The following is a 20,032-nucleotide window of genomic DNA, read 5'->3' as shown; positions in this document are numbered from 1 at the left end:
GGTGCACTGTGCTGCAGCACAAGCGCGCGTTACCTTTCGCTCGTGCATGGAGCAGATGTCGATCCCGAGGTGAGCGCGCTCAGCCGCCGCCTTCTCCCCGAGGCGGACCAACTGGGCCTCCGCATCGCCGAACGGCTCCGCGAGGAGATCCCGTTCTACGAGTCGAGCGCGGTCGTCGCCTTCGACGAGGTCGTCGACTCGTGCACCGACAACGTGCGCTTCATCCTCGGCAAGCTCGCCGGCGACGAGAGCATCGACCTCGACAGGCCTCGCTTGACGGGTACGACGCGAGCGGACCAGGGCGCGCCCTACGCCGCCGTGCTCCAGGCGTTCCGGATCGGCGGCCGGTTCATCTGGGAGACCCTCGTCGAGCGCGCCGAGCCGGAGGCGCGCGACGTGCTGCTGCTCGCGGCCGCCGACATCTGGGCAGTGACCGACGACCTCGCCGCGTCCGTCACCGACGCCTACCGCAGTGCCCTGTCCGACCGCGCCCGGCGCGACGGCCAGATGCGGGCGGTGCTCGTCGGCACCCTTCTCGACGGAGAGACGTCCGGTGCCGAGCAGGTCTGGGAGGCGGCCGGCATCCTCGCCCTTCGTGCCGATGGCGACTTCGTGGTCGTGTGCGCGGAGTCGCCGACCGCCGGTGCCGAGGGGCTGCCCGACGTCGAGCGAGTGCTGCGCCGCGCCAACGTGACCTCCGCCTGGCGTCTCGAGCACGACCACCAGGAGGGCATCGTCGCCCTGCGGGTCGGCTTCGGTGTCGAGCACCTCGTCGGCGTCCTCGACGAGCTGGCCCAGGGTCGTGTGGGCGTCAGCGGCGTGCTGCCGCGCCTCGAGGACGTCCAGGACGGCCGCCGCCAGGCGCGCACGGCCTGTGCTGCCGGGTCGCCCGGATCACAGGAGGTCCTCCGGTTCGGCGACCGACCTCTCGCCGTACTCCTGGCAGGAGGGCCGGACCAGGCCCGGGCGCTCGTGGACGCCGTGCTGGGTCCGGTGCTCGACCTGCCGCCCGACGACCGCGCGGTCGTCCTCGACACCGCGCGGGCCTGGCTCGAGGCCGGCGGCTCCACGTCGACAGCCGCCAAGGCCCTGCACGTGCACCGCAACACTGTGCGCTACCGGGTGCGGCGGCTCGAGGAGGTGACCGGGCGCGACCTCGCCCGGCCGGTCGACGCCGCCGAGCTGTACGTCGCGCTGGAGGCGGTCCGGATCCTCGGGCTGGGCTGACCTTCTCCACTCGACGCACCAACCAGATTTGCTGCTTCAGTCGCCTGCTGACGACGAATTCGGTAGGTGAACCCGGAGGCTACAGCGGGATGTCGGCCCGGCGGGGGTCGCCCGCACCGGTGGGGAGGGGTGCGCGGGAGAACTGTTCGTCGTACAACCGCTTGTAGAGACCACCGGCGGTGATCAGGTCCTCGTGGCTGCCCCGTTCGACCAGGCGGCCGTCCTCGAGGCCGAAGATGACGTCGGCCGAGCGGATCGTCGAGAGACGGTGCGCGATGGCGATGGTGGTGCGCGAGCGGGTCGCGCGTTCGAGGGCTTCCTGCACGAGCCGCTCGGTCTCGTTGTCGAGGGCGGACGTGGCCTCGTCGAGGATCAGGATCGCCGGGTCCTTCAGCAGCACGCGGGCGATCGCCAGGCGTTGCTTCTCGCCGCCGGAGAGCCGGTAGCCGCGCTCGCCGGTGATGGTCTCGTAGCCCTCGGTGAAGCTGAGGATCCGGTCGTGGATGTTGGCGTCCCGCGCTGCCTGCTCGATCTCCTCGGCGGTCGCCGACGGCCGGGCGTAGGCGATGTTGTCGCGGATGGTGCCGTGGAAGAGGTACGGCTCCTGGGTCACCATCCCCACCGCGTCGGCGAGCGAGGAGAGGGTGAGGTCGCGGACGTCGTACCCGTCGATGAGGACGGCGCCCTCGGTGACGTCGTAGAACCTCGGGACGAGGTACGTCGCCGTCGTCTTGCCGCTTCCGGAGGGGCCCACGATGGCGGCCAATTCGCCCGGCTCGACCACCAGCGAGACGTGGTCGAGCGCCCAGGTCGGTCCCTCCCGGACCCCCTCGTCACCCCCACCGATGCGTACGCCGCTGTCGGCGAACCGGTCGCGGTTGACGGTGCCGGACAGGGCGCGGGGCTCGGGATAGCGGAAGCGCACGTCGCGGAACTCGACCCGTCCGCGGAGCCGGTCCGGGTCGAGGGAGACTGCGCCGGGGCGCTCGGTGATGGCGGGCTCGAGGTCGAGGTACTCGAAGATCCGGCGGAACAGCGCCAGCGACGTCTGCACGTCCAGCGACACGCGCATCAGCTGCAGCAGCGGCATCTGGAGCCGGCCCTGCAGCGTGGTGAACGCGACCAGGGTGCCGGCCGTCAGGGCGTCCTCGCCGACCGGCAGCGACCCGGTGATGATCCATCCCGCCGCGAGGTAGATCAGGGCCGGTGTGATGGCGAAGAACGTCTGCACCACCGCGAAGAACGAGCGGCCGGTCATCGCCTGCTCGACCTGCAGCCGGGTCTGGCGGTGGTTGGCCTCGCGGTAGCGGTCGACCTCGGACTCGGAGCGGTTGAACACCTTCGCGAGCAGGATGCCGCTCACCGACAGGGCTTCCTCGGTGATCGCCGTCATCTCCGAGAGCGACTCCTGGGTACGCCGGGCCAGTCGCTGCCGGCGCCGCCCGACCCGCAGCTGGAGGAACACGAACAGGGGCATCAGGATCAACGTCAGGATCGTGAGCTGCCACGAGAGCACGACCATCGCGGCGAAGGCCGCGGCGACGGTCACGGAGTTCTGCACGATCGTGGTCGCGGTGTCGGTCAGCACGGTCCGCACGCCGGCGACGTCGTTGGCCAGCCGCGACTGGATCGCGCCGGTCTTGGTCGCGGTGAAGAACGCCAGCTCCATCCGCTGCAGGTGCTCGAACAGGTCGCCGCGCAGGTCGGCCATCGCCGAGTTCCCGATGGTGGAGGTCAGCCAGTTCTGCCCGATCCCGATCAGGGCCGTGACGACCGGGATGACGCACATGCCGGCGACCAGCCAGGCCAGCAGATGGAGCCGGGGATCGCCACCGTCGAGCGGGAACAGGGCGTCGTCGAACACCGCGCGGGTCAGGAACGGCACCACGGACTGCAGCGCCGCCGCGACCACCACGGCGACCAGGACCAGCACGATCTTGCCGCGGTAGGGCCGCAACATCCGGGCCACGCGGGGGAGCACCTGCTGGTTGCCGCGCAGGTCGTCCGGCGTCAGGTGGGTGACGTTGGGGCTCGGTCGCATCAGTCGTTCCCGGCGTCCCAGCCGTTGCCCCACCGGCCGCGGTGCGCCACCTCGTCCCAGGGGGTACGACGCCGCCGGCTCGCCGATCCCGCTGCACCCGTGGCGCGCGGGGCCGGGTGGCCGATCGTGATCGCGCCGATCGGATGCGGCGCCTCCTGCCCGGGGGTGTCGACCAGGCCGAGCTGGGTGCGCACGGCGTCGACCCGGTCCGGGACCAGCCCGAAGAAGCAGCTGCCGAGCCCGTCGTCGGTCACCGACTGGAGGATCAGCAGCGAGGCCATTGCGGTGTCGAGGTGCCAGTAGGGCATCGCCCAGCGGGACTCGTCGCCGCCGAGGCCGGCCCTGGTCTTGTCGGCCTCGGAGTAGCGCGCCAGGTAGGCGTTGCGCCGACTGCACGGCACGACCACGACCGGGGCGGTCATCATGCCCGCGAGCCAGCGATCGGGTGTGCCGGCGACGGCGTCGGGAGCCTGGGCGGTCCAGAAGCCGCGGACCGTCTCCGGGGTGTCCAGCACGATGAATGCCCAGCCCTGGGAGAAGCCGGCGCTCGGGGCGCGGGTGGCGGCTTCCAGCGCCCGCGCGAGCACGGCGGGATCCACCGGTTCGGAGGTGTAGGCGCGCGTCATCCGGCGCCGTCGTACGACCTCGGAGAACTCCACCGCCTCAGCCTATTGCCGCCTCGTCTGAGGTAGCTGCGGAGCGTCCCGGACCAGCGGTTCGAGGAACTAAGGCACTTGCCCGATGTGCGGGCCTACCTCAGGGGACGAATCTCTACGACATGAGCAACAACTACTTCCTCAACGCAGAGAACGAATACCGCCGTGAGCGCGTCGTCAGGGGCGTGGCCGCCAGCCGGTCGGGCCGCAGCCGGTCCTCCTGGTTGCGTCGCGTCGCCGCGGCCGACCCCGCCATCGAGCGCCACACCCGCTGAGTCCGGGCCGAGCCCGCACCGAGCCCGGACCGAGCAGGAAACTGACTACGCGCCTGTCGGCGCGGGACGCCATGATGGTGCCCGTGGCCGCACACAGCAGCCTGACCATGGTCGGGCGTGACGACGAGCTCGCCGAGGCGAGCGCGGTCCTCGACGACGCCGTACGCGCCGCCGGGGAGGGCACGTCCCGCCGGGTCGTGCTGCTGTCCGGTGACGCCGGAGTCGGCAAGACCCGGCTCCTGCGAGCCCTGCGCGACCAGGCGCTCGAGCGCGACTGGCAGGTGCTGGCCGGGCACTGTCTGGACTTCGGTGACAGCGCCCTGCCCTACCTCCCGTTCAGCGAGGTGCTGGGCCGGATCGGTGCGGCGCACCCCGAGCTGGTCGCTGCCGTGGCCGCGCGCCACCCCGCGATCACCCGCCTGCAGCCCGGCCGCCGGGCCCGCACGGTCGGCGACGACGCTGCCGACAGCGACTTCACCCACGCCACCGACCGGGGCGACATCTTCGAGGCCGTCCACGCCCTCCTCGAGGCGGCCGCCACCGAGTCACCGGTGCTGCTGGTGGTCGAGGACCTCCACTGGGCCGACCAGTCCACCCGCGACATGCTCGGCTTCCTGTTCACCCGTGCCTTCACGCAGCCGGTCGCGATCGTGGCGTCGTACCGCTCGGACGACCTGCACCGTCGGCACCCGCTGCGTCGCCAGGTCGCCGAGTGGTCGCGACTGCCGCAGGTCGCCCGGCTCGCGCTGGGGCCGCTGCCCGAGGCCTCTGTCCGGGCGCTGGTCCGCGAGCTCGAGCCGACGCTGCTCGACGACCGGTCGATCGACCGCATCGTGGAGCGTGCGGAGGGCAACGCCTTCTTCGTCGAGGAGCTGGTTGCCTCGGGCTCCTGTGCCGACGGCGACGTGCCCGGCGACCTCGCCGACCTCCTGCTGGTCCGCCTCGACCGTCTGTCCGACTCGGCCCGCCAGGTCGTGCGGGTGGCGAGCGTGGCCGGTCGCCGGGTCGGCCACGACCTGCTGGCCGCCGCCGCAGCGCTGCCGGTCGACGAGTTCGAGGCCGGCATGCGCCAAGCCGTCGAGATGAACGTCCTCGAAGCCGGCGGCGTCTTCTACAACTTCCGCCATGCCCTGCTCGGCGAGGCGGTCTACGACGACCTGCTGCCCGGTGAGCGGGTCCGGCTCCACGCGCGCTACGTCTGGGCTCTGGTCGACGAGGCAGCGCGCGGCAGCTCCGCCGAGCTGGCCCTGCACGCGCGCCGGGCCACCGACCTCGACCGGGCCGTCACTGCGAGCATCGAAGCGGGCGACGAAGCGCTTGCCGTCGGTGGCCCCGACGAGGCCGCTGACCACTTCCAGCAGGCGCTCGAGCTGCTCGAGGACCCCGACCGGGTGGCCCGCCTGGGCCTCGACCACGCCAAGCTCGTCGTCAAGGCGGCGGGCGCGCTCACCGCCGGCGGCGACGCCCAGCGGGCCTGCCAGCTGCTCGCCCAGCAGCTCGACCGGCTGTCCCCGGCCGCCCCGCACACCGCCCGCGCCCGCCTGCTCAGCGAGTACGCCGAGGTCCTCTCCATCACCGAGACCGAGCTCGACCCCCGCGAGCTCTCCGCCGAAGCGGTCTCGCTGGCCCCCGAGGGCGACAGCATGCTGCGCGCCAGGATCCTCGCGACGCACGCCAGGATCATCGGCTACCGCCACGGCACCGTGGACGAGGCCGAGGCCTACGCCACCGAGGCGCTGGCCCTCGCCGAGCGCCTGGCGATGCCGGTGCTGGCTTCCGACATCCGGACCACCCTCACCGGCATGCGGGTCAAGACCGCCGCAGGCAACGACCAGGACGCGCTGCGCGCCGCCCTCGAGCGGGCCGTGGAGCACGCGGCCGGAGCCGGCGCCTTCCAGGCCGAGATCCGCGGCCGTTGGCTGCTGGGCCGGTCCCACCAGGACCACGGTGAGTGGGAGCAGGCGGTGCGCTGGTTCACCTCCGCCCTCGACCTGGGGGTCCGGGCCGGCCTGGTCTGGGCGCCGTTCAGCATCGACTCCCGGTGGCAGCTCACCTGGATCCGCTACATCCTCGGCGACTGGGACGAGGTGCTCGCCCTCGTCGCCCCCCTCGACGCGGTGGCCGGCCCCGCGATCCCGCGCGGCGTCGTTGAACCGGCCCGGCTGTCGGTGCTCGCGGCCCGTGGTGTCGACGTGCTCGACCGGGTGACCGCGCTGCGCGACCTGTGGGAGGACGAGGGTGGGGTCGCGGTCTTCAGCGCCGGAGTCGAGATCGAGGTCCACGGCGGCCGTGGCGACGCAGCCGCCGCCCTCGCGGTCTACGACGACGTGGTCGAGGTCCTCACCCGCATCTGGACCGAGCGCTTCGGTGCCCGTGTCCGTCTGGCCGCGCAGACCCTGCGCGCGATCGCTCGCGCCATCCCGGCTGCCAGCGCTGCCGAGCGCCGGACGCTGGCGGCCCACGCGGACCGGCTCCGCGCCGACGGCGAGGACGTGCTCGCGTCGTTGCGCGAGAGCGGGGCAACCTGGGGCCCCGAGGGCCGCATGTGGTCCACGCGGCTGGTCGCGGAGCACCACCGCGTGCGCTGGCTGGCGGGCGTCGACCCCGGGTCCCGCGAGGAGCTCCTGGCTGCCTGGGCCGCTGCCCTCGACGCTGCCACGAAGTTCGGCCACGTGCCGGAGCAGGCCCGGGTGCGGACCGCGCTCGCCCAGATCCTGCGGCTCGTCGGCGACTCCGCGCAGGCCCGCGAGGAGGCCGACGAGGCACACGCCCTCGCGGAGCGACTCGGCGCCAGCGTGCTGTTGCGCGACCTGAACGAGGGTGCCGGTCCCCGCGCGGCCGCTGCGGCGGTGCCCGGCGCTCCCGCACTGACCGCACGCGAGGTCGAGATCCTTGCCCTCGTCGCAGAGGGCCGGTCCAACGGCGAGATCGGGAAGCAGCTCTTCATCAGCACCAAGACGGTGAGTGTCCACGTCTCCAACATCCTCGGCAAGCTCGGTGCCGCCGGGCGCACCGAGGCGGCGGCGATCGCGCGCCGCGACGGCTTGCTCCAGACGTGATGGCCAGGCGTACCGTCGTACCGTGACGATCGAGGCAGAGCAGGCCACGCCTGCGGACGACACCCGCGCGCTGACGATGCGTCGCTTCGGCCGGTCCAGCGCCACGGGAGGCAACGGGCTGCCCCCGGTGCCGAGGGACCAGCTCCCGCCCGGACCGCGCTGGCCCTCGCTCGTGCAGACTGCGGCGCTGATGCGGTTCCGCCACCGGTTCCACCCCTGGCTGCAGCGCAAGTACGGCGACGCCTACACCGTGAACCTCGTGCCCGGGAACCGTCCGCTCGTGCTGTTCACGTCGCCGGCGGTCACCAAGGAGATCTTCGCCGCCGATCCCGAGGTGTTCCACGCCGGCAAGGGCAACGCCATCCTCGGACCGATCATGGGTGAGCACTCGCTGCTGCTGCAGGACTCCGCCGAGCACCACCGCGCCCGCAAGCTGCTGATGCCGGCGTTCCTCGGCAAGGCGCTGCGCGGCTACCGCTCGGTGGTCTCCGACGTCGCGACGGCGGAGGTCGGAGACTGGACCGAGGGGGAGACCTTCCGGTCACTGGACCGGATGAACGCGCTGACCCTCGAGGTGATCCTCCGGGTGGTCTTCGGGATCACCGACGAGGACCGGCTCGAACGCCTGCGTCCCGCCGTCAGGCAGACCATCGACATCAACCCCGTGATCCTGTTGGGCTGGGCATACCCGCGGCTCCAGCGCCTCGGTCCGTGGCGCCGCACGATCGAGAACGCAGTCGAGCTCGACCGGCTGATGTACGCCGAGATCCGCGGGCGTCGTACCGCCTCCGACCTGGCCGAGCGCCCCGACGTGCTCTCCCGCCTGCTCGCAGCGACGGATCCGGACGACGAGCGCGGCGGCCTCACGGACACCGAGCTGCGCGACCAGCTCGTGACCCTGCTGCTGGCCGGGCACGAGACGACGGCCTCGGCGCTGTCGTGGGCGCTCGTCGAGATCGGCCGCAGCCCCGAGCTGCGTGCTCGCACGCTGCGGGCCGTCGACGAGGGTGACGACGCATGGCTCGAAGCGGTCTTCAAGGAGTCGATGCGCCTGCACCCGGTCATCCCGATGGTGGTGCGCACGCTGATGAAGCCGACCACGGTCGGCGGCTGGGACCTCCCGGCCGGCACCACCGTCGGGCCCTCGATCATCATGAGCCACCAGCTGGAGTCGAACTTCCCTGATCCCGAGGCCTTCCGCCCCGAGCGCTTCCTCGCCGACGGCGACAGTGCGGTGCCGGCGCTGAACGTCTGGATCCCGTTCGGTGGGGGAGTACGCCGCTGCATCGGCGCCGGCTTCTCCGTGATGGAGGGAGTCGAGGTGCTCCGCGCCGTCTTCACGGCGTACGACGTCACGACCGTCGGCACCGACGTGCCCAAGGTCCGCAACATCACCAGCGTGCCGCGTCGCGGCGCGCGGATCCGGGTGCAGCGACGCTGACCGTCGCCGCGACGTCCTCGAACAGGTCGCAGTAGTCGGCGTAGTCCTCGCGGGCGACCGACGCGGTCAGGGTCACGCCGACCCCGTCGACGAGCCACGCCCACTGGTCGCAGATCACCTCGGTGGGCCCGACCCGATGGGCGAAGCGCCGGTAGTCGGCCGGTCGTCCGCCGAGCTCGAACTCGTCGGAGTCCTCCACCTCGAAGCCGTCGAGCTGGGTGGACAGGGCGGTCATCGCGTCGTCGCGCCACACGTCGAGGTCGGTCGCGACCGCGACCGAGCGGAGCACGATCTCGGGCAGGAACCCGCTGCGCGGCACTGCCGTCGCGCGCGCGGCGACGACGATGCCGTGATCGAGGTCGGCGCGGGTCGCCCAGCGGCGCGGGATGGCGACGGTGACGTCGTGGTCAGGATTCATGCGCAGGAGCCTGCGCCGGAGCCGGCTGCCGTGAAACAGCGTCGCGGCCGCCCTGTGGATGACCGCGGGCCGTGCCTCGATCTAGGGTCGGACCATGGCTATCGCTCGCAACCCGCAGTTCGTCCTCGACTGCCCCGAACCGATCGTGCTGGCGGAGTTCTACGGCGCGATCCTCGGCTGGGCGCCGGAGCCGGACCCTGACGGGACCTGGGCCTCGATCACTTCAGGGGACCAGACCATCCACTTCCAGCGGGTCGCCGACTTCCAGCCGCCGCAGTGGCCCGGCCAGGACCACCCGCAGCAGGTCCACCTCGATGTCGACGTGGACGACCTCGACGAGTCCGAGGGTGCGGTGCTCGCGCTGGGAGCCCGCAAGCACGATCACCAGCCCGGCAAGACCTTCCGGGTCTTCCTCGACCCGGCGGGGCACCCGTTCTGCCTCTGCGCCTGCTGACCCGTGCTGCTCAGAGGACGAACGCCTCGCGCACCTGCTCCTCGGTGAGGCCGTAGTCGGCCAGGTCGTAACGGTGCGACGGGCGGGCCTTGCCCGTGCGGGACTCGGAGTCGATCCGCACGACCTCGCTGCGGGCGGCGTCGGTCCAGTCGATGTCGAAGGCCTCGTAGATCGAGCCGACGGTGCCGACCGGGTCCTGCACGAACTCGCGGTAGTCGACGTCGAAGAACTGGCGGGCGTCGTACTTCTGGCGGGAGGTCCAGAACGTCTGCCAGGAACGGGCCAGCATCGAGAGCTGGGTCCTTCCGATGGTCTCGCCGACGAAGGTCGTCGAGGTGTCGGCGGTGGCCTCGGCGGACAACGAGCACGCCGAGGCGATCGAGGTCAGTGGTTCGCGGTGCGTCATCACGACCAGGGCATCGGGATAGACCGTCATCAGGGCGTCGAGGCCGACCAGGTGCGAGGGGTTCTTGAGCACCCAGCGCTTGTCGGTGTCGTTGAGGCCGATCAGCTGCAGGTTCTGCTTGTGGCGGGCGTAGGCGTCGGTCCAGTCCTGACCGGCCAGCCACTCGGAGTAGCGCGGCACGTTGGCCAGCGACTCGTAGGAGATCGACTTGCCGGTCTGGCGCAGCAGGCGCCAGCACTCCTCGACCGAGGTGGCATCCATGTAGTGGATGCCCATGAACTCGGGGCTCTCGATGTGGTGGCGCTGGAACGCTGCCTGCATGGCGTTGAAGACCGGGTCCTGCTCCCAGGTGTCCCGCGGCGGGCGGGGTTGTGGGAACTCCGTGAGCCACGCCTCGAGGCCCTGGTGTCCCGGATCGGCGCACAACAGGCGGTGCAGGGCAGTGGTGCCCGTGCGGGGCAGACCGACCACGAAGATCGGTCGCTCGATCGCGACGTCGGCGTGCTCCGGGAACTCGGTGAAGCGGGCCTCGGTCAGCAGTCGCCCGACCAGTGCGCTCTTCACCTCGGCGCGGTGGAAGTAGTTGCCGACCGGGGTCAGCCCGGCCTCGGGGGAGGCCAGGTCCTCGACGAGGACGCGCAGGCCCTCTTCATGCGCGGTGCCGCCGAAGTCGGTCAGCCCGGTCGTCCGGCTGGCAGCGGCGGCGATGTCCTCGTAGGAGCCGACATCGGCGCGCTGGCGCGGGCCTTCTTCAGTCGACATGGAATTCTCCGCAGTCGACGTTGAGCATCACACCGGTCACAGCGGACGCCAGGTCCGAGGCGAGGAACAGGGTGGCGCGGGCGACCTCGTCGGGAGTGGCGAGCCGCTTGAGGTCGGTGGGTTCGGCCTTCTCGGCGTACACCTCCTCGTGGGTGCGGCCGGACTCCGAGGCGATCCAGTCGAAGTACGCCTTGTTCACGTCTTCGTAGATGTACGACGGCGCGACGCTGTTGACGCGGATCCCGCGCGGGCCGAGCTCGGTCGCCAGCGAGGACGCCATGTGCTTGAGCGTGCCCTTGGAGAGCTTGTAGCCGGCGTACTCCGGCTGGCTGCTGTAGACGACGCAGGAGTTGACCATGATGACCGAGCCGCCGACCTTCTCCGGCGTCGCGGCCAGGGCGTCGGCGAACAGGGCCGAGAGGCGCAGCGGCGCGAAGACGTTGGTCTCGTTCGCGGCGCGCAGGCTCTCGAGCGACAGGGTGCTCAGCGGGTCCATCGGCGGGATGCCGAAGGCGTTGTTGATCAGGCAGTCGACCTTGCCGAACTCCGCGAGCGCCGCGTCGACGAGGTTCTGCCGGGCAGCCTCGTCCGTGATGTCCGTCGGTACGACGAGAGCCCGTCGCCCGAACGACCGGACCACCTCTGCGGCCTTCTCGAGCCGCTTGGGCGTGCGACTGGCGAGCACCAGGTCGGCGCCCATCTTCGCGGCCTCTTCTCCGAGGGCGCGGCCGAGGCCGGGTCCGACACCTGACAACACGATGACCTTGTCGGTCAGCAGATCCACCATGGCGGACAGACTAGAACGTGTTTCAGTTTTCGGAAAGGGGTGCCCGGAATAGTCAGCGCCCGGTGTCGTTGCAATTCCCCATGAGCACTCCCACGATCGGACTCAACGACGGCACGTCCATCCCCCAGTTCGGCCTCGGCGTGTGGCAGGTGCCTGCCGATGACACCGAGCGGGTCGTGTCCGAGGCCTTCGAGATCGGATACCGCCACGTCGACACCGCGCAGATGTACGGCAACGAGGCGGGCGTCGGCGCTGCCATCGCTGCTTCAGGACTCGCCCGCGAGGACCTCTACGTGACCACCAAGGTCAACAACAACCGGCACCGCCCTGCCGACGCGAAGGACTCCGCGAAGATCTCGCTGGAGAAGCTCGGGCTCGACCGGGTCGACCTGCTCCTCATCCACTGGCCACTGCCCACGCGGTACGACGGCGACTTCGTCTCGACGTGGGAGGCGCTGCTCGAGCTGCGCGAGGAGGGCCTGGCCACCTCGGTGGGCGTCTCCAACTTCCAGCCGGAGCACCTCGACCGCGTCGTCGCGGCGACCGGTGTGGTGCCGGTGGTCAACCAGGTCGAGGTGCACCCCTACTTCGCCAACGAGGCCGCCCGGTCCGCGACTGTCCGCCACGGCGCGGTGGTCGAGGCGTGGTCGCCGCTCGGCCAGGGCGGCGGCGAGCTGGACGACCCCGCCGTCGTCGCGCTGGCGGAGCGCCACGGCAGGACGCCCGCCCAGGTGCTGCTGCGCTGGGCGCTGGACCGTGGCGACATCGTCTTCCCGAAGTCGCTGAGCAGAGCGCGGCTGGCCGAGAACTTCGACGTCTTCGGCTTCGCGCTCGGGGCCGACGAGGTGGCCACGCTGACTGCCCTCGACAAGGGTGAGGCCGGCCGTCAGGGCCCGAATCCGGACACCTTCGACTGGGTCCCCGCCTGAGCGGTCGGCCCGGTCAGCTGAGCATTCGGCGGGCGATTCCACGCTGACGCGCGGTGATCCGCCCGGCGTACTCCGCCTCGGTCAGTGCGACCAGAGACGGCAGCCGGCCAGCAACCTCTGCCACCGGCACGATCTCGACCACCGGCCCGTCCGCGGCCGTGAGGTCACGGGTCAGCTGCTGCCAGCGCAGCATGATCGGGCCGGTGCGGTGACCGGTCGTCTCCAGCCAGTTCGCGACCGGCGCGCCACCGGGGCCCGGAGGGCGCTCGGAGATCACGAACCGCATCACCCCGTCGTCGTCCGCCACGGCCTGGGCCTTGGTGAGCGAGGTCTGGTGGGTCTCGTAGTCGGTCGACGCGTACCAGTCCGAGCCGATCTGGATCGCCTGGTAGGTGCAGTCGTCGCACCGCGGGACGGTCACGATCATCGCCTCGTCCTCGGCGAGCTCGTAGTGCCCGATCGAGGAGAACTGCGAGGACAGGCCACCGGGCGTGGATGCCGGCACGGTGAGCGTGTTGACCGGCTCCTTGAACTGGAAGAAGTGCGGGAAGGCGAACCAGGTCTGGATCGACCCGACCAGTGACCGCGCCGCCACGTCGTACTTCTTCCTCAGGAGCTCTGCGGTCAGCTCGCGACGCGGGCGACCGAGGGTGTCGGTGCGCTCGATCGTGATTGTGCCCCGCGCCTCGGTGTCCCAGTCGTTGAAGACCTCGCGCACGATCAGGGTCTTCGCGCCCGGCTCAGCGACGTACGTGAAGGAGAAGTTCCCGTCGGCGTCCACCTCGAGCTCGCGCTCGTCGAACGCCATCAGCGAGGTCGCGGCCGAGTCGGCGCTGTAGGCGCCGCCCATCACCTGGAACGACAGGTCGGCGGACGTGCCGCGGCGGCCCCTGACGACGTACTCGACACCCTCGCGGAGGAAGGCGTTGAGGTAGACGGCATCGGGGTTGTCGAGGCCCTGCTTGGAGAACTGGTGCGTCGGGTTGACGAAGAGCGGCTGTTCGAGGTCGTAGTCGAACGCCGTCTGCATCGCCATCCGGATCCGGCCGGAGAGGTACTCGTAGCCTTCGAGGCGGTCGGCCTCGGTCCGGATGAACGGCGCGTTGGCGATCAGCTCCTCGGCCTCGGCGATGGCGTCCTGGAGGGGCTTGGTCAGCCCGAGGGCCTCGCTCACGGGTTCACCTTGGCGATGATGTTCTCGGCGTAGCCCTCGAGGTGCTTGATCTTCGTCTCGAGCGGCTCGGTGTCCGGACCCTTGATGTAGGGGACGCGGAACCCGACGATGCAGTCCGTGACGCCCTTGTCCTCGAGGCGCTTCACGCCGTCGAGGGTGTAGGCGTCGTACGAGATCACGTGCACCTCGAAGTCGTCGCGGGTGTCGCCCTCCTCCTTGCGGATCTCCGCGAGGCGGACGAGGAGGCGGTCGAGCTCCTCGCCGTCACCGCCGGCGTGCATCCAGCCGTCGCCCTTGCGTACGGCGCGGCGCAGGGCCGCGTCCGAGTGGCCGCCGACGAGCAGCGGGATCTTCTCGGTCGGTGCGGGGCACTGCTGCAGGGGCTCGAACTGGAAGAACTCACCCTCGTAGCCGAAGAAGGTCGGCTCGTCGCCGGGCTGCATGAGGCCGGTGAGGATGTCCATGCACTCGTCCATCCGCTTTCCCCGCTTCTCCCACGGCACGCCGAGGGCCAGGAAGTCCTCCGGCCAGGGGGACAGGCCGACGCCCAGGCCGAGGCGGTTGTCGGAGAGGAAGGCCAGTGACGAGGCCTGCTTGGCGACCAGCACCGGCGGGCGCACGGGGAGCTTGAGGACGAACGGCGTGAGGCGCAGTGTCGAGGTCACTGCGAAGAGCTGGGCGCAGAGGATGAACGTCTCGATGAACTCCTTGCCGAGGAGGAACTCGCGGTCCCCGGTGTCGGTGTAGGGGTACTTCGAGTCGGACACCTGTGGGTAGATCAGGCTGTCCGCGACGGACATCGACGTGTAGCCGGTGGCCTCGACGGCCTGGGCGAGGGGCGCGTAGTACTTCGCCTGGGTCATGCCTTCGGCGTAGGTGAATCTCATCCCCCAACACTAGAACGTGTTCTAGATTTCTGCCAGAGTGAGTCCCATGGCAGAACCCAAGGCTCGACCGGACGGTCTCGACAAGCCGATCGTCGGCAAGATCATGAAGTACGGCGCCAAGGCCAACGTGAAGATCTACCGACTCACGAACGGCCGGATCGGCGCGAAGTGGCGGGTCGGCGCTGGCTGGAAGAAGCCGGTCCCGGTGCTCCTGCTCGACCACGTCGGCCGCAAGAGCGGCACGTCCTTCACCACGCCGCTCCTCTTCCTCGCCGACGGGCCGAACCTCGTCATCGTCGGCTCGCAGGGCGGGATGCCGAAGAATCCGCAGTGGTTCCACAACCTGGTGGCCTCGCCCGACACCACGGTCGACCTGCCGCGCGAACGCCGTCGTGCGGTGCGGGCCCGGGTGGCCGACTCCGCCGAACGGGCGAGCCTCTGGCCGCGCCTCGTCGACCTCTATGCCGACTTCGACAACTACCAGTCCTGGACCGACCGGGAGATCCCGGTCGTCGTCCTCGAACCGCGGGTCTCGACAGGCTCGACCACCGGGGGGAAATGATGGACGTGCAGGAACTGATCGACCGCGCCGAGATCACCGACGCGATCACCCGCTACACACTGGCCGTCGACGAGGGTGACTTCGATGACCTGGACACCGTCTTCACCGCGGATGCGCACATCGACTACACCGAGAGCGGCGGCGTCGTCGACACGTTCCCGGTCGTCAAGGCGTGGCTCGCCGAGGCGCTCCCGGGCTTCTCCCGGCACCGCCAGCACAGCGTCGGGCAGATCGCGTTCGACTTCCTCCCTGATGGCGCCGACGGTCGCGACGCCGCCGACGTGGCGGCGTACTTCTACAACCCGATGCGGGTCTCGGACGGCAGGGGTGGGGAGAAGATCGTCGAGGTCGGCGGCCTGTACCGCCACCACTTCGTCCGGACCGCGGACGGCTGGCGCTCGGACCGGCTGCACGAACAGGTCGTCTGGACCCGCGGCTTCTGACAGGCAACCAAACCGGCGCGCGGTCCCTCAACATGGGTGAAGGCAGTTCACCGACCCACGAGGGACGCGATGGCAGGGACCGGCAGGGCCGACGGGTTCAGCACCTGGGCGGAGCAGGCGCAGCAGCGGCTGTACCGCCAGGGTGTGCTGCTCACCGGAGACCCGCACTCGGCGCGAGACCTGGTGCAGGCGACGCTGGTCAAGATGTACCTCGCCTGGCCGCGGATCGACACTCCGGGCGCCTATGCGCACCGGACCATGGTCCGTACGTTCCTCGAGGGCCGGCGCAGGGAGCAACGTGAGCGAGAGCTCCATCGGGCCGTCGACGTCCGGCCGAGCGACACGGACCATGCGCACGCCCTGACCGTCCGGGCCGCACTGGCCGAGCTGGCGCCGCGGATGCGCGCCGTCGTCGTCCTGCGCTACTGGGAGGACCTCAGCGTCGAACAGACCGCGGCGGCCCTCGGTTGCAGCACCGGCAACGTCAAGTCCACTGCGAGCCGGGGGCTGGACCGGCTGCGGGTGCTGCTCGGTGACGCCTTCGCCGAACGAGTGACGACAGTGACCGAGGAGACCTGATGAGCATCTCGACCGACGAATTCCGTGCACGGCTGGATCGCGAGCTCGACCTCCTGGGGCCCGGACCTGATCTCGTCCCTGCCGCGACAGCGCGGGGCGTCGTGCGCGTCCGGCGGCGCCGCGCGATGGCCGGTGCCGCCCTGGCGATGGTCGCCGTCGCCGGCGGGGTCCTGGCCACCGGTGTGGTCGGTGGCGGCGCCGAACCCGGTGGCGACCGGGGCCACGCGCCGATCGCCAACGACCCGAGCCCGCCGACGACGGAGCCGGGTCCGCTGGACGACGGGCACGTCACCGCGAGCGAGTGGAACGAGACGGTCCGGTCGACCCTGGCGCAAGTCCTGCCCGCGAGGTACGGCGCCGTCACCATGTTGCCGACCGAACCCGGCCGGGTCGACCTGTTCGCCACGGCCGGCGGTCTGCCGCAGATCCAGGCCCGGATCGGGGTCTTCGGCTGGTTGAAGGAGGAGGACCCGTCGCGCCGCTTCGTCGAGCAGGGCTGTGCGGCCATCAACCAGGCCCGTGAGCTGCACGACTGCGCGCAGGCGTCCTTCGGGGACGGCTGGTTCGCCGTCGCGACCGTCGACCTGCTGCCGCCCGGCAATCGCGGGTTCGCCGAGGGCGAGCGCATCGAGCTGCCGTCGCACGACCCCGCCAACCCGCCCGAGGAATGGTCCTACGGCACGGCCCTGACGATCATGAACGACGGCATCCGGGCCGAGCTCAACGTGTCCGAGCTCGGCTGGGACGAGGTCGAGGACAACGGTCCGGCCGGCATCAGCGTCGAGGAGCTCGTCGCGCTGGCCCAGGAGCCGGCCTTCCTCGAGATGCTCCGCGTCGGTGCCCAGTGGTGGTACGACAGGCCGGCGACCGCGCCGATCGTGGACCCGGACAGCGGGCGGGAGATCCCTTCCCTGACCGGCGATGACCAGGTGCGGCCGCCGTACGTCCGGTGACACTCCGGGGGTCACCGGGTTTGGTTGCGTCGCCCGCGTCGCGGAGAATGGCCCGGTGAGTGACCCGCAGCAGGAGCCCAGGTTCGACCGCCCCGTGCTCAACGGGCTGGTGGCCCTGCTCGCCGTCGCCCTCGGGGTGGGGCTGATCCTCGCGTTGGTGGCCCTGATGGGGTCGCGGTTCCTGGGCATCGGTGACGGCGGGGACTCCTCGGCTGCCGGATCGACGGTGCGCGAGTCGATGTACCTGCCGACCCCGGTCGAGACAGCGGGCTCCGGGGGACCGCGGATCACGCTGAACACCGAGTCCCCCGAGGAGTCCCAGTCCACCGACGAGTCGGACTTCGAGGAGACCGAGGAGACGTCCGAGGCGACCGAGTCCGAGTCGCCCGGGTCCGGTGAGATCTCGCTCCAGGCCGTCGACAGCAGCGTCGCGGCTGACGAGCGGATCTACTTCAGTGGCGTCTATCCCGGCGGCGAAGGCGCGATCCTCTGGCTCCAGCGCTTCGAGAACGGCGACTGGGCAGACTTCCCGGCCAGCGTCGGCGTCACCAACGGCACCTTCTCGAGCTACATCTTCACCGGCCAGGGCGGGCTCAACCGGTTCCGGGTGATCGACCGCGACGACGGCACGGTCAGCAACGAGATCCGCGTCCAGGTCGGCTGACCGACCGGGCTGACCCGCCCGCGAAGTGGCGGCGCAATGGCCCGGATGGGGCATGGTGGACGCACGCGAGGCGGGTGACCATGGGATGAGGGTCGGCCCTGCCGCACCCGGTTCTCGGGCACACACCCATTGCCTGTCCGCCGGAGCCGACCATGTCCGAACCCTCGCCCGCAGCCGGTGCAGCCGGTACGCCCGACCTCGAGATGGAGATGTGGCTGGCCGTCGAGGCCGGTGACTTCGACCGGGCGTTCGCGAGCGTGACGCGGCTCCTCATGGTGAGCCGGGATCCGCTCCAGCGCGGTCGCGTGGAGGCAGTGATCGGGTTGATGATGCAGCGCTCGGGCCTCATAGCCGATGCAGACAGTCAGTTTGCCCGGGCTCTCGCCCTGATCGGGGATGCCGGCGCAGAGCGAGGCATGGTCCTCGCGGCGTCGTCGATCTCCGGTGTGCTCGCCGGCGACCTCGACCGCGCCGAGCGCGAAGCGCTCGAGTCCATCGAGCTCGGGCTGGCCCACGGTGTGGACTTCGCCGTGCGCCAGGGCCGCACCACGATGGCCGCGGTGCACCTGGGCCGCGGCCGCCTCGACCGGGCGCTCGCGTGCGCCGTCGAGGCGACGTCGTACGACGACGACGGCATCGGGCAGGCGGAGTACCGATCGACCGCCCACATCCTGCTGGCCATGTCGCTGGCAGAGCTCGACCGCATGGACGAGGCACATGCCGCCATCGCCGAGGGAGTGCGGATCGCGGAGGAGGAGGGCGACACGGGCCAGGTGGCGTGGTACCTCGCCTCGCAGGCACTGCTCCACTTCCTCGACGGGCACTGGGACGAGGCGCGCGACGAGGCTGCTCGTTCGCTGGCGGGTGCCGACCGGACCGGCGCCTTCGCCAGCCGGCCGCTGGCCTCCGGCGTCGCGGCGTGCATCGAGGGGCTGCGCGGCAACGTCGCCGTGGCCCGCGGACTGGTCGCTGCCGCCCGGACGCACCGGCTCGGCCCTGGCGGCGGCCTGGGCGAGGAGTGGGTGGCGCTTGCGGTCGCGGCGACCACCATGGACGCCGACGAGCGCTACGACGCACTGTGCGAGGCGTGGTTCCGGCTGCGCGGAACGCCGAGCTACCTGGCCTGGAAGGTGTTCGCGCACCCGCTGGTCGTGCTCGCGGTGCACCGCGGCGACCGGGCTCTTGCCGAGGCCGTCAGCGAACGGGTCGTCGCGGCTGCGGAGACGGCCGGTACGGCGAGCGCGCGGGCCACTGCGCTGTGCTGCCGTGCGGCCCTGACGGGAGACCAGCAGGCACTGGTCGAGGGGCTGGACCTGTTGCGGACGGTGGGCCGTCCGCTCCCGCTCGCCTTCGGCTGTGTCGCCGCAGCGCGCACGGCGACGGACCCGTCGCGCCGGATCGAGGCCCTGCGAGAGGCCGCGGTCGTCTTCCACGCGCTCGGCGCCACCACGTGGAGTGCACAGGTGGCGCGCAGCATGTTCCGTGCCTCTGGAACGGCCCCGGACCCGGGGTTCGCACCGGATCCGGGACCGTGGCACCTGTTGACGGCCGGCGAGTGCCGGGTCGTGGCGCTGGCGGTCGAGGGGCTGACCAACCCGTTGATCGCCGCGCGTCTCGGGGTCTCGCCGCGGACCGTCCAGTCGCAGCTGGCCTCGGCCTGCCGCAAGTGTGGCGTCAGTGGCCGCGTCCAGCTGGCCGGTCTGTTCGCCGGCCAGCCCTGACGCCGGTGTCCGCCCTGGTCAGCGGAGCAGTCGTTCCGGACCCTCGACCTCGCGGCCGGCGATCCAGTCGACCGCCGAGCGGAACCAGCCGGGCGTCGGAACGGCGCTCGGTGTGTCGACCGACGCGAGGATCCGGCTGACGACGGCAGCGGCCTGTGCGCTCGTCTCACCCGCGTGGGCAATGCCGACCGCGCAGGCGAGACGCACGTTCTCCTGGTGGTTGAGCCGTTCGCCCAGTGGGGTGCTGCTCTCCTGGACGATCAGGCGGTAGAGCGAAGGGCTCCGGCGCAGGGCTGCCCGGTGCGCCGCGCGGAGGGTCTCCTCGCCCTCGTGGTCCTGGCCGACCTCGAGCGCGAAGTCGACACAGCCGCCCATCAGGGTCGTCCACTGCTGGAACAGGGCCCGCACCAGTTCGGCGCGATCGGGGAAGACCGCCTTGATCTCGGGATCCTGGTCGTCGATCCGCCCCGCGTCGATGACGCGGTGCACGACGGCGTAGCGACGGTGCATCTGCTGCCACCGCGCCTGGGTCTCGGAGGGGGCGAAGGAGAGGGCGGCTTGCTTCACGGTGGGCTCCTGCTGGGTTCGGGCTGC

At 71.1% G+C, this 20,032-nt stretch carries 20 protein-coding genes; 12 read left to right on the top strand and 8 right to left on the bottom strand.

The window, feature by feature from the left end; all coding sequences use genetic code 11:
* The first annotated feature begins 42 nt into the window (after positions 1 to 42).
* On the top strand, positions 43 to 1,227 hold the full coding sequence (locus ASD84_RS09215) for a PucR family transcriptional regulator (RefSeq protein ID WP_156391711.1): 1,185 nt from the start codon (positions 43 to 45) through the stop codon (positions 1,225 to 1,227).
* Positions 1,228 to 1,306: 79 nt separating this feature from the next.
* Here ASD84_RS09215 and ASD84_RS09210 read toward each other — a convergent pair whose 3' ends face one another.
* Positions 1,307 to 3,268: an ABC transporter ATP-binding protein gene (locus ASD84_RS09210; RefSeq protein ID WP_056709334.1), complete on the bottom strand. Its 1,962-nt coding sequence runs from the start codon at positions 3,266 to 3,268 to the stop codon at positions 1,307 to 1,309.
* Positions 3,268 to 3,927, bottom strand: coding sequence for a nitroreductase family protein (locus ASD84_RS09205; protein WP_056709332.1), 660 nt, complete (start codon positions 3,925 to 3,927; stop codon positions 3,268 to 3,270). Before ASD84_RS09205 ends, ASD84_RS09210 begins: the two co-directional genes overlap by 1 nt.
* A gap of 119 nt (positions 3,928 to 4,046) precedes the next feature.
* Here ASD84_RS09205 and ASD84_RS25050 point away from each other — a divergent pair, with 119 nt between their 5' ends.
* From ASD84_RS25050 to ASD84_RS09195, 3 genes are all read left to right on the top strand, one after another.
* Positions 4,047 to 4,199, top strand: a complete 153-nt coding sequence (locus tag ASD84_RS25050) for a hypothetical protein (protein ID WP_156391709.1) — start codon at positions 4,047 to 4,049, stop codon at positions 4,197 to 4,199.
* Positions 4,200 to 4,282: 83 nt separating this feature from the next.
* Positions 4,283 to 7,258, top strand: a complete 2,976-nt coding sequence (locus tag ASD84_RS26090; protein ID WP_162251512.1) for a helix-turn-helix transcriptional regulator — start codon at positions 4,283 to 4,285, stop codon at positions 7,256 to 7,258.
* Positions 7,259 to 7,280: 22 nt separating this feature from the next.
* Positions 7,281 to 8,699, top strand: coding sequence for a cytochrome P450 (locus ASD84_RS09195; RefSeq protein WP_235531043.1), 1,419 nt, complete (start codon positions 7,281 to 7,283; stop codon positions 8,697 to 8,699).
* Here ASD84_RS09195 and ASD84_RS09190 read toward each other — a convergent pair.
* Positions 8,650 to 9,117 (bottom strand): hypothetical protein, encoded by a 468-nt coding sequence (locus ASD84_RS09190; protein ID WP_056709328.1) that lies wholly within the window; start codon positions 9,115 to 9,117, stop codon positions 8,650 to 8,652. The two genes, ASD84_RS09195 and ASD84_RS09190, sit on opposite strands and share 50 nt — an antisense overlap.
* A 94-nt stretch (positions 9,118 to 9,211) precedes the next feature.
* On the opposite strand from ASD84_RS09190, the gene ASD84_RS09185 reads away from it, so the two are divergent.
* The gene (locus ASD84_RS09185; RefSeq protein ID WP_056709325.1) at positions 9,212 to 9,571 is read left to right on the top strand and encodes a VOC family protein; all 360 of its coding nucleotides are present in this window, start codon (positions 9,212 to 9,214) and stop codon (positions 9,569 to 9,571) included.
* 10 nt (positions 9,572 to 9,581) lie between these two features.
* On the opposite strand, the gene ASD84_RS09180 is transcribed toward ASD84_RS09185, so the two are convergent.
* Positions 9,582 to 10,739, bottom strand: coding sequence for a sulfotransferase family protein (locus ASD84_RS09180; protein WP_056709323.1), 1,158 nt, complete (start codon positions 10,737 to 10,739; stop codon positions 9,582 to 9,584).
* Positions 10,729 to 11,526: an SDR family oxidoreductase gene (locus ASD84_RS09175; protein WP_056709321.1), complete on the bottom strand. Its 798-nt coding sequence runs from the start codon at positions 11,524 to 11,526 to the stop codon at positions 10,729 to 10,731. The genes ASD84_RS09180 and ASD84_RS09175 overlap by 11 nt, the downstream gene beginning before the upstream one ends.
* Positions 11,527 to 11,606: 80 nt before the next feature.
* On the opposite strand from ASD84_RS09175, the gene ASD84_RS09170 reads away from it, so the two are divergent.
* Positions 11,607 to 12,455: an aldo/keto reductase gene (locus ASD84_RS09170; RefSeq protein WP_056709319.1), complete on the top strand. Its 849-nt coding sequence runs from the start codon at positions 11,607 to 11,609 to the stop codon at positions 12,453 to 12,455.
* A 13-nt stretch (positions 12,456 to 12,468) separates the two neighbouring features.
* Here ASD84_RS09170 and ASD84_RS09165 read toward each other — a convergent pair whose 3' ends face one another.
* Positions 12,469 to 13,629 carry a hypothetical protein gene (locus ASD84_RS09165; protein ID WP_200954477.1) on the bottom strand — a complete coding sequence of 387 codons (1,161 nt, stop codon included), beginning with the start codon at positions 13,627 to 13,629 and terminating at the stop codon, positions 12,469 to 12,471.
* The gene (locus ASD84_RS09160) at positions 13,626 to 14,516 is read right to left on the bottom strand and encodes a TIGR03619 family F420-dependent LLM class oxidoreductase (RefSeq protein WP_056709317.1); all 891 of its coding nucleotides are present in this window, start codon (positions 14,514 to 14,516) and stop codon (positions 13,626 to 13,628) included. The genes ASD84_RS09165 and ASD84_RS09160 overlap by 4 nt, the downstream gene beginning before the upstream one ends.
* Before the next feature lie 46 nt (positions 14,517 to 14,562).
* Between ASD84_RS09160 and ASD84_RS09155 the strand changes: the two genes are divergently transcribed.
* The 6 genes from ASD84_RS09155 (at position 14,563) to ASD84_RS09130 (ending at position 19,438) form a co-directional block, all read left to right on the top strand.
* On the top strand, positions 14,563 to 15,078 hold the full coding sequence (locus ASD84_RS09155) for a nitroreductase/quinone reductase family protein (RefSeq protein WP_056709315.1): 516 nt from the start codon (positions 14,563 to 14,565) through the stop codon (positions 15,076 to 15,078).
* Positions 15,078 to 15,521, top strand: a complete 444-nt coding sequence (locus ASD84_RS09150) for a nuclear transport factor 2 family protein (RefSeq protein ID WP_056709313.1) — start codon at positions 15,078 to 15,080, stop codon at positions 15,519 to 15,521. The genes ASD84_RS09155 and ASD84_RS09150 overlap by 1 nt, the downstream gene beginning before the upstream one ends.
* 69 nt (positions 15,522 to 15,590) lie before the next feature.
* Positions 15,591 to 16,100 (top strand): SigE family RNA polymerase sigma factor, encoded by a 510-nt coding sequence (locus ASD84_RS09145; protein WP_056709311.1) that lies wholly within the window; start codon positions 15,591 to 15,593, stop codon positions 16,098 to 16,100.
* Entirely contained in the window at positions 16,100 to 17,053 is a 954-nt protein-coding gene (locus tag ASD84_RS09140) for a hypothetical protein (RefSeq protein ID WP_056709309.1), read from the top strand. The genes ASD84_RS09145 and ASD84_RS09140 overlap by 1 nt, the downstream gene beginning before the upstream one ends.
* A gap of 55 nt (positions 17,054 to 17,108) precedes the next feature.
* Positions 17,109 to 17,717, top strand: a complete 609-nt coding sequence (locus ASD84_RS09135) for a hypothetical protein (protein WP_056709307.1) — start codon at positions 17,109 to 17,111, stop codon at positions 17,715 to 17,717.
* 152 nt (positions 17,718 to 17,869) lie between these two features.
* Entirely contained in the window at positions 17,870 to 19,438 is a 1,569-nt protein-coding gene (locus tag ASD84_RS09130) for a LuxR C-terminal-related transcriptional regulator (protein WP_056709305.1), read from the top strand.
* An 18-nt stretch (positions 19,439 to 19,456) separates the two neighbouring features.
* On the opposite strand, the gene ASD84_RS09125 is transcribed toward ASD84_RS09130, so the two are convergent.
* On the bottom strand, positions 19,457 to 20,005 hold the full coding sequence (locus ASD84_RS09125; protein WP_056709304.1) for a hypothetical protein: 549 nt from the start codon (positions 20,003 to 20,005) through the stop codon (positions 19,457 to 19,459).
* Between the last annotated feature and the right edge of the window lie 27 nt (positions 20,006 to 20,032).

Source organism: Nocardioides sp. Root682 (assembly GCF_001427795.1).
Classification (GTDB): domain Bacteria; phylum Actinomycetota; class Actinomycetes; order Propionibacteriales; family Nocardioidaceae; genus Nocardioides.
This window is presented reverse-complemented; position numbering and strand designations above follow the sequence as displayed.

Excerpts from the sequence above, each read along its gene's own strand:
- ASD84_RS09145 (WP_056709311.1), top strand. The coding sequence starts at position 15,591 with ATGGCAGGGACCGGCAGGGCCGACGGGTTCAGCACCTGGGCGGAGCAG.
- ASD84_RS09150 (WP_056709313.1), top strand. The coding sequence starts at position 15,078 with ATGGACGTGCAGGAACTGATCGACCGCGCCGAGATCACCGACGCGATC.
- ASD84_RS25050 (WP_156391709.1), top strand. The coding sequence starts at position 4,047 with ATGAGCAACAACTACTTCCTCAACGCAGAGAACGAATACCGCCGTGAG.
- ASD84_RS09180 (WP_056709323.1), bottom strand. The coding sequence starts at position 10,739 with ATGTCGACTGAAGAAGGCCCGCGCCAGCGCGCCGATGTCGGCTCCTAC.
- ASD84_RS09210 (WP_056709334.1), bottom strand. The coding sequence starts at position 3,268 with ATGCGACCGAGCCCCAACGTCACCCACCTGACGCCGGACGACCTGCGC.
- ASD84_RS09170 (WP_056709319.1), top strand. The coding sequence starts at position 11,607 with ATGAGCACTCCCACGATCGGACTCAACGACGGCACGTCCATCCCCCAG.
- ASD84_RS09175 (WP_056709321.1), bottom strand. The coding sequence starts at position 11,526 with ATGGTGGATCTGCTGACCGACAAGGTCATCGTGTTGTCAGGTGTCGGA.
- ASD84_RS09130 (WP_056709305.1), top strand. The coding sequence starts at position 17,870 with ATGTCCGAACCCTCGCCCGCAGCCGGTGCAGCCGGTACGCCCGACCTC.
- ASD84_RS09190 (WP_056709328.1), bottom strand. The coding sequence starts at position 9,117 with ATGAATCCTGACCACGACGTCACCGTCGCCATCCCGCGCCGCTGGGCG.
- ASD84_RS09140 (WP_056709309.1), top strand. The coding sequence starts at position 16,100 with ATGAGCATCTCGACCGACGAATTCCGTGCACGGCTGGATCGCGAGCTC.
- ASD84_RS09155 (WP_056709315.1), top strand. The coding sequence starts at position 14,563 with ATGGCAGAACCCAAGGCTCGACCGGACGGTCTCGACAAGCCGATCGTC.
- ASD84_RS09185 (WP_056709325.1), top strand. The coding sequence starts at position 9,212 with ATGGCTATCGCTCGCAACCCGCAGTTCGTCCTCGACTGCCCCGAACCG.
- ASD84_RS09160 (WP_056709317.1), bottom strand. The coding sequence starts at position 14,516 with ATGAGATTCACCTACGCCGAAGGCATGACCCAGGCGAAGTACTACGCG.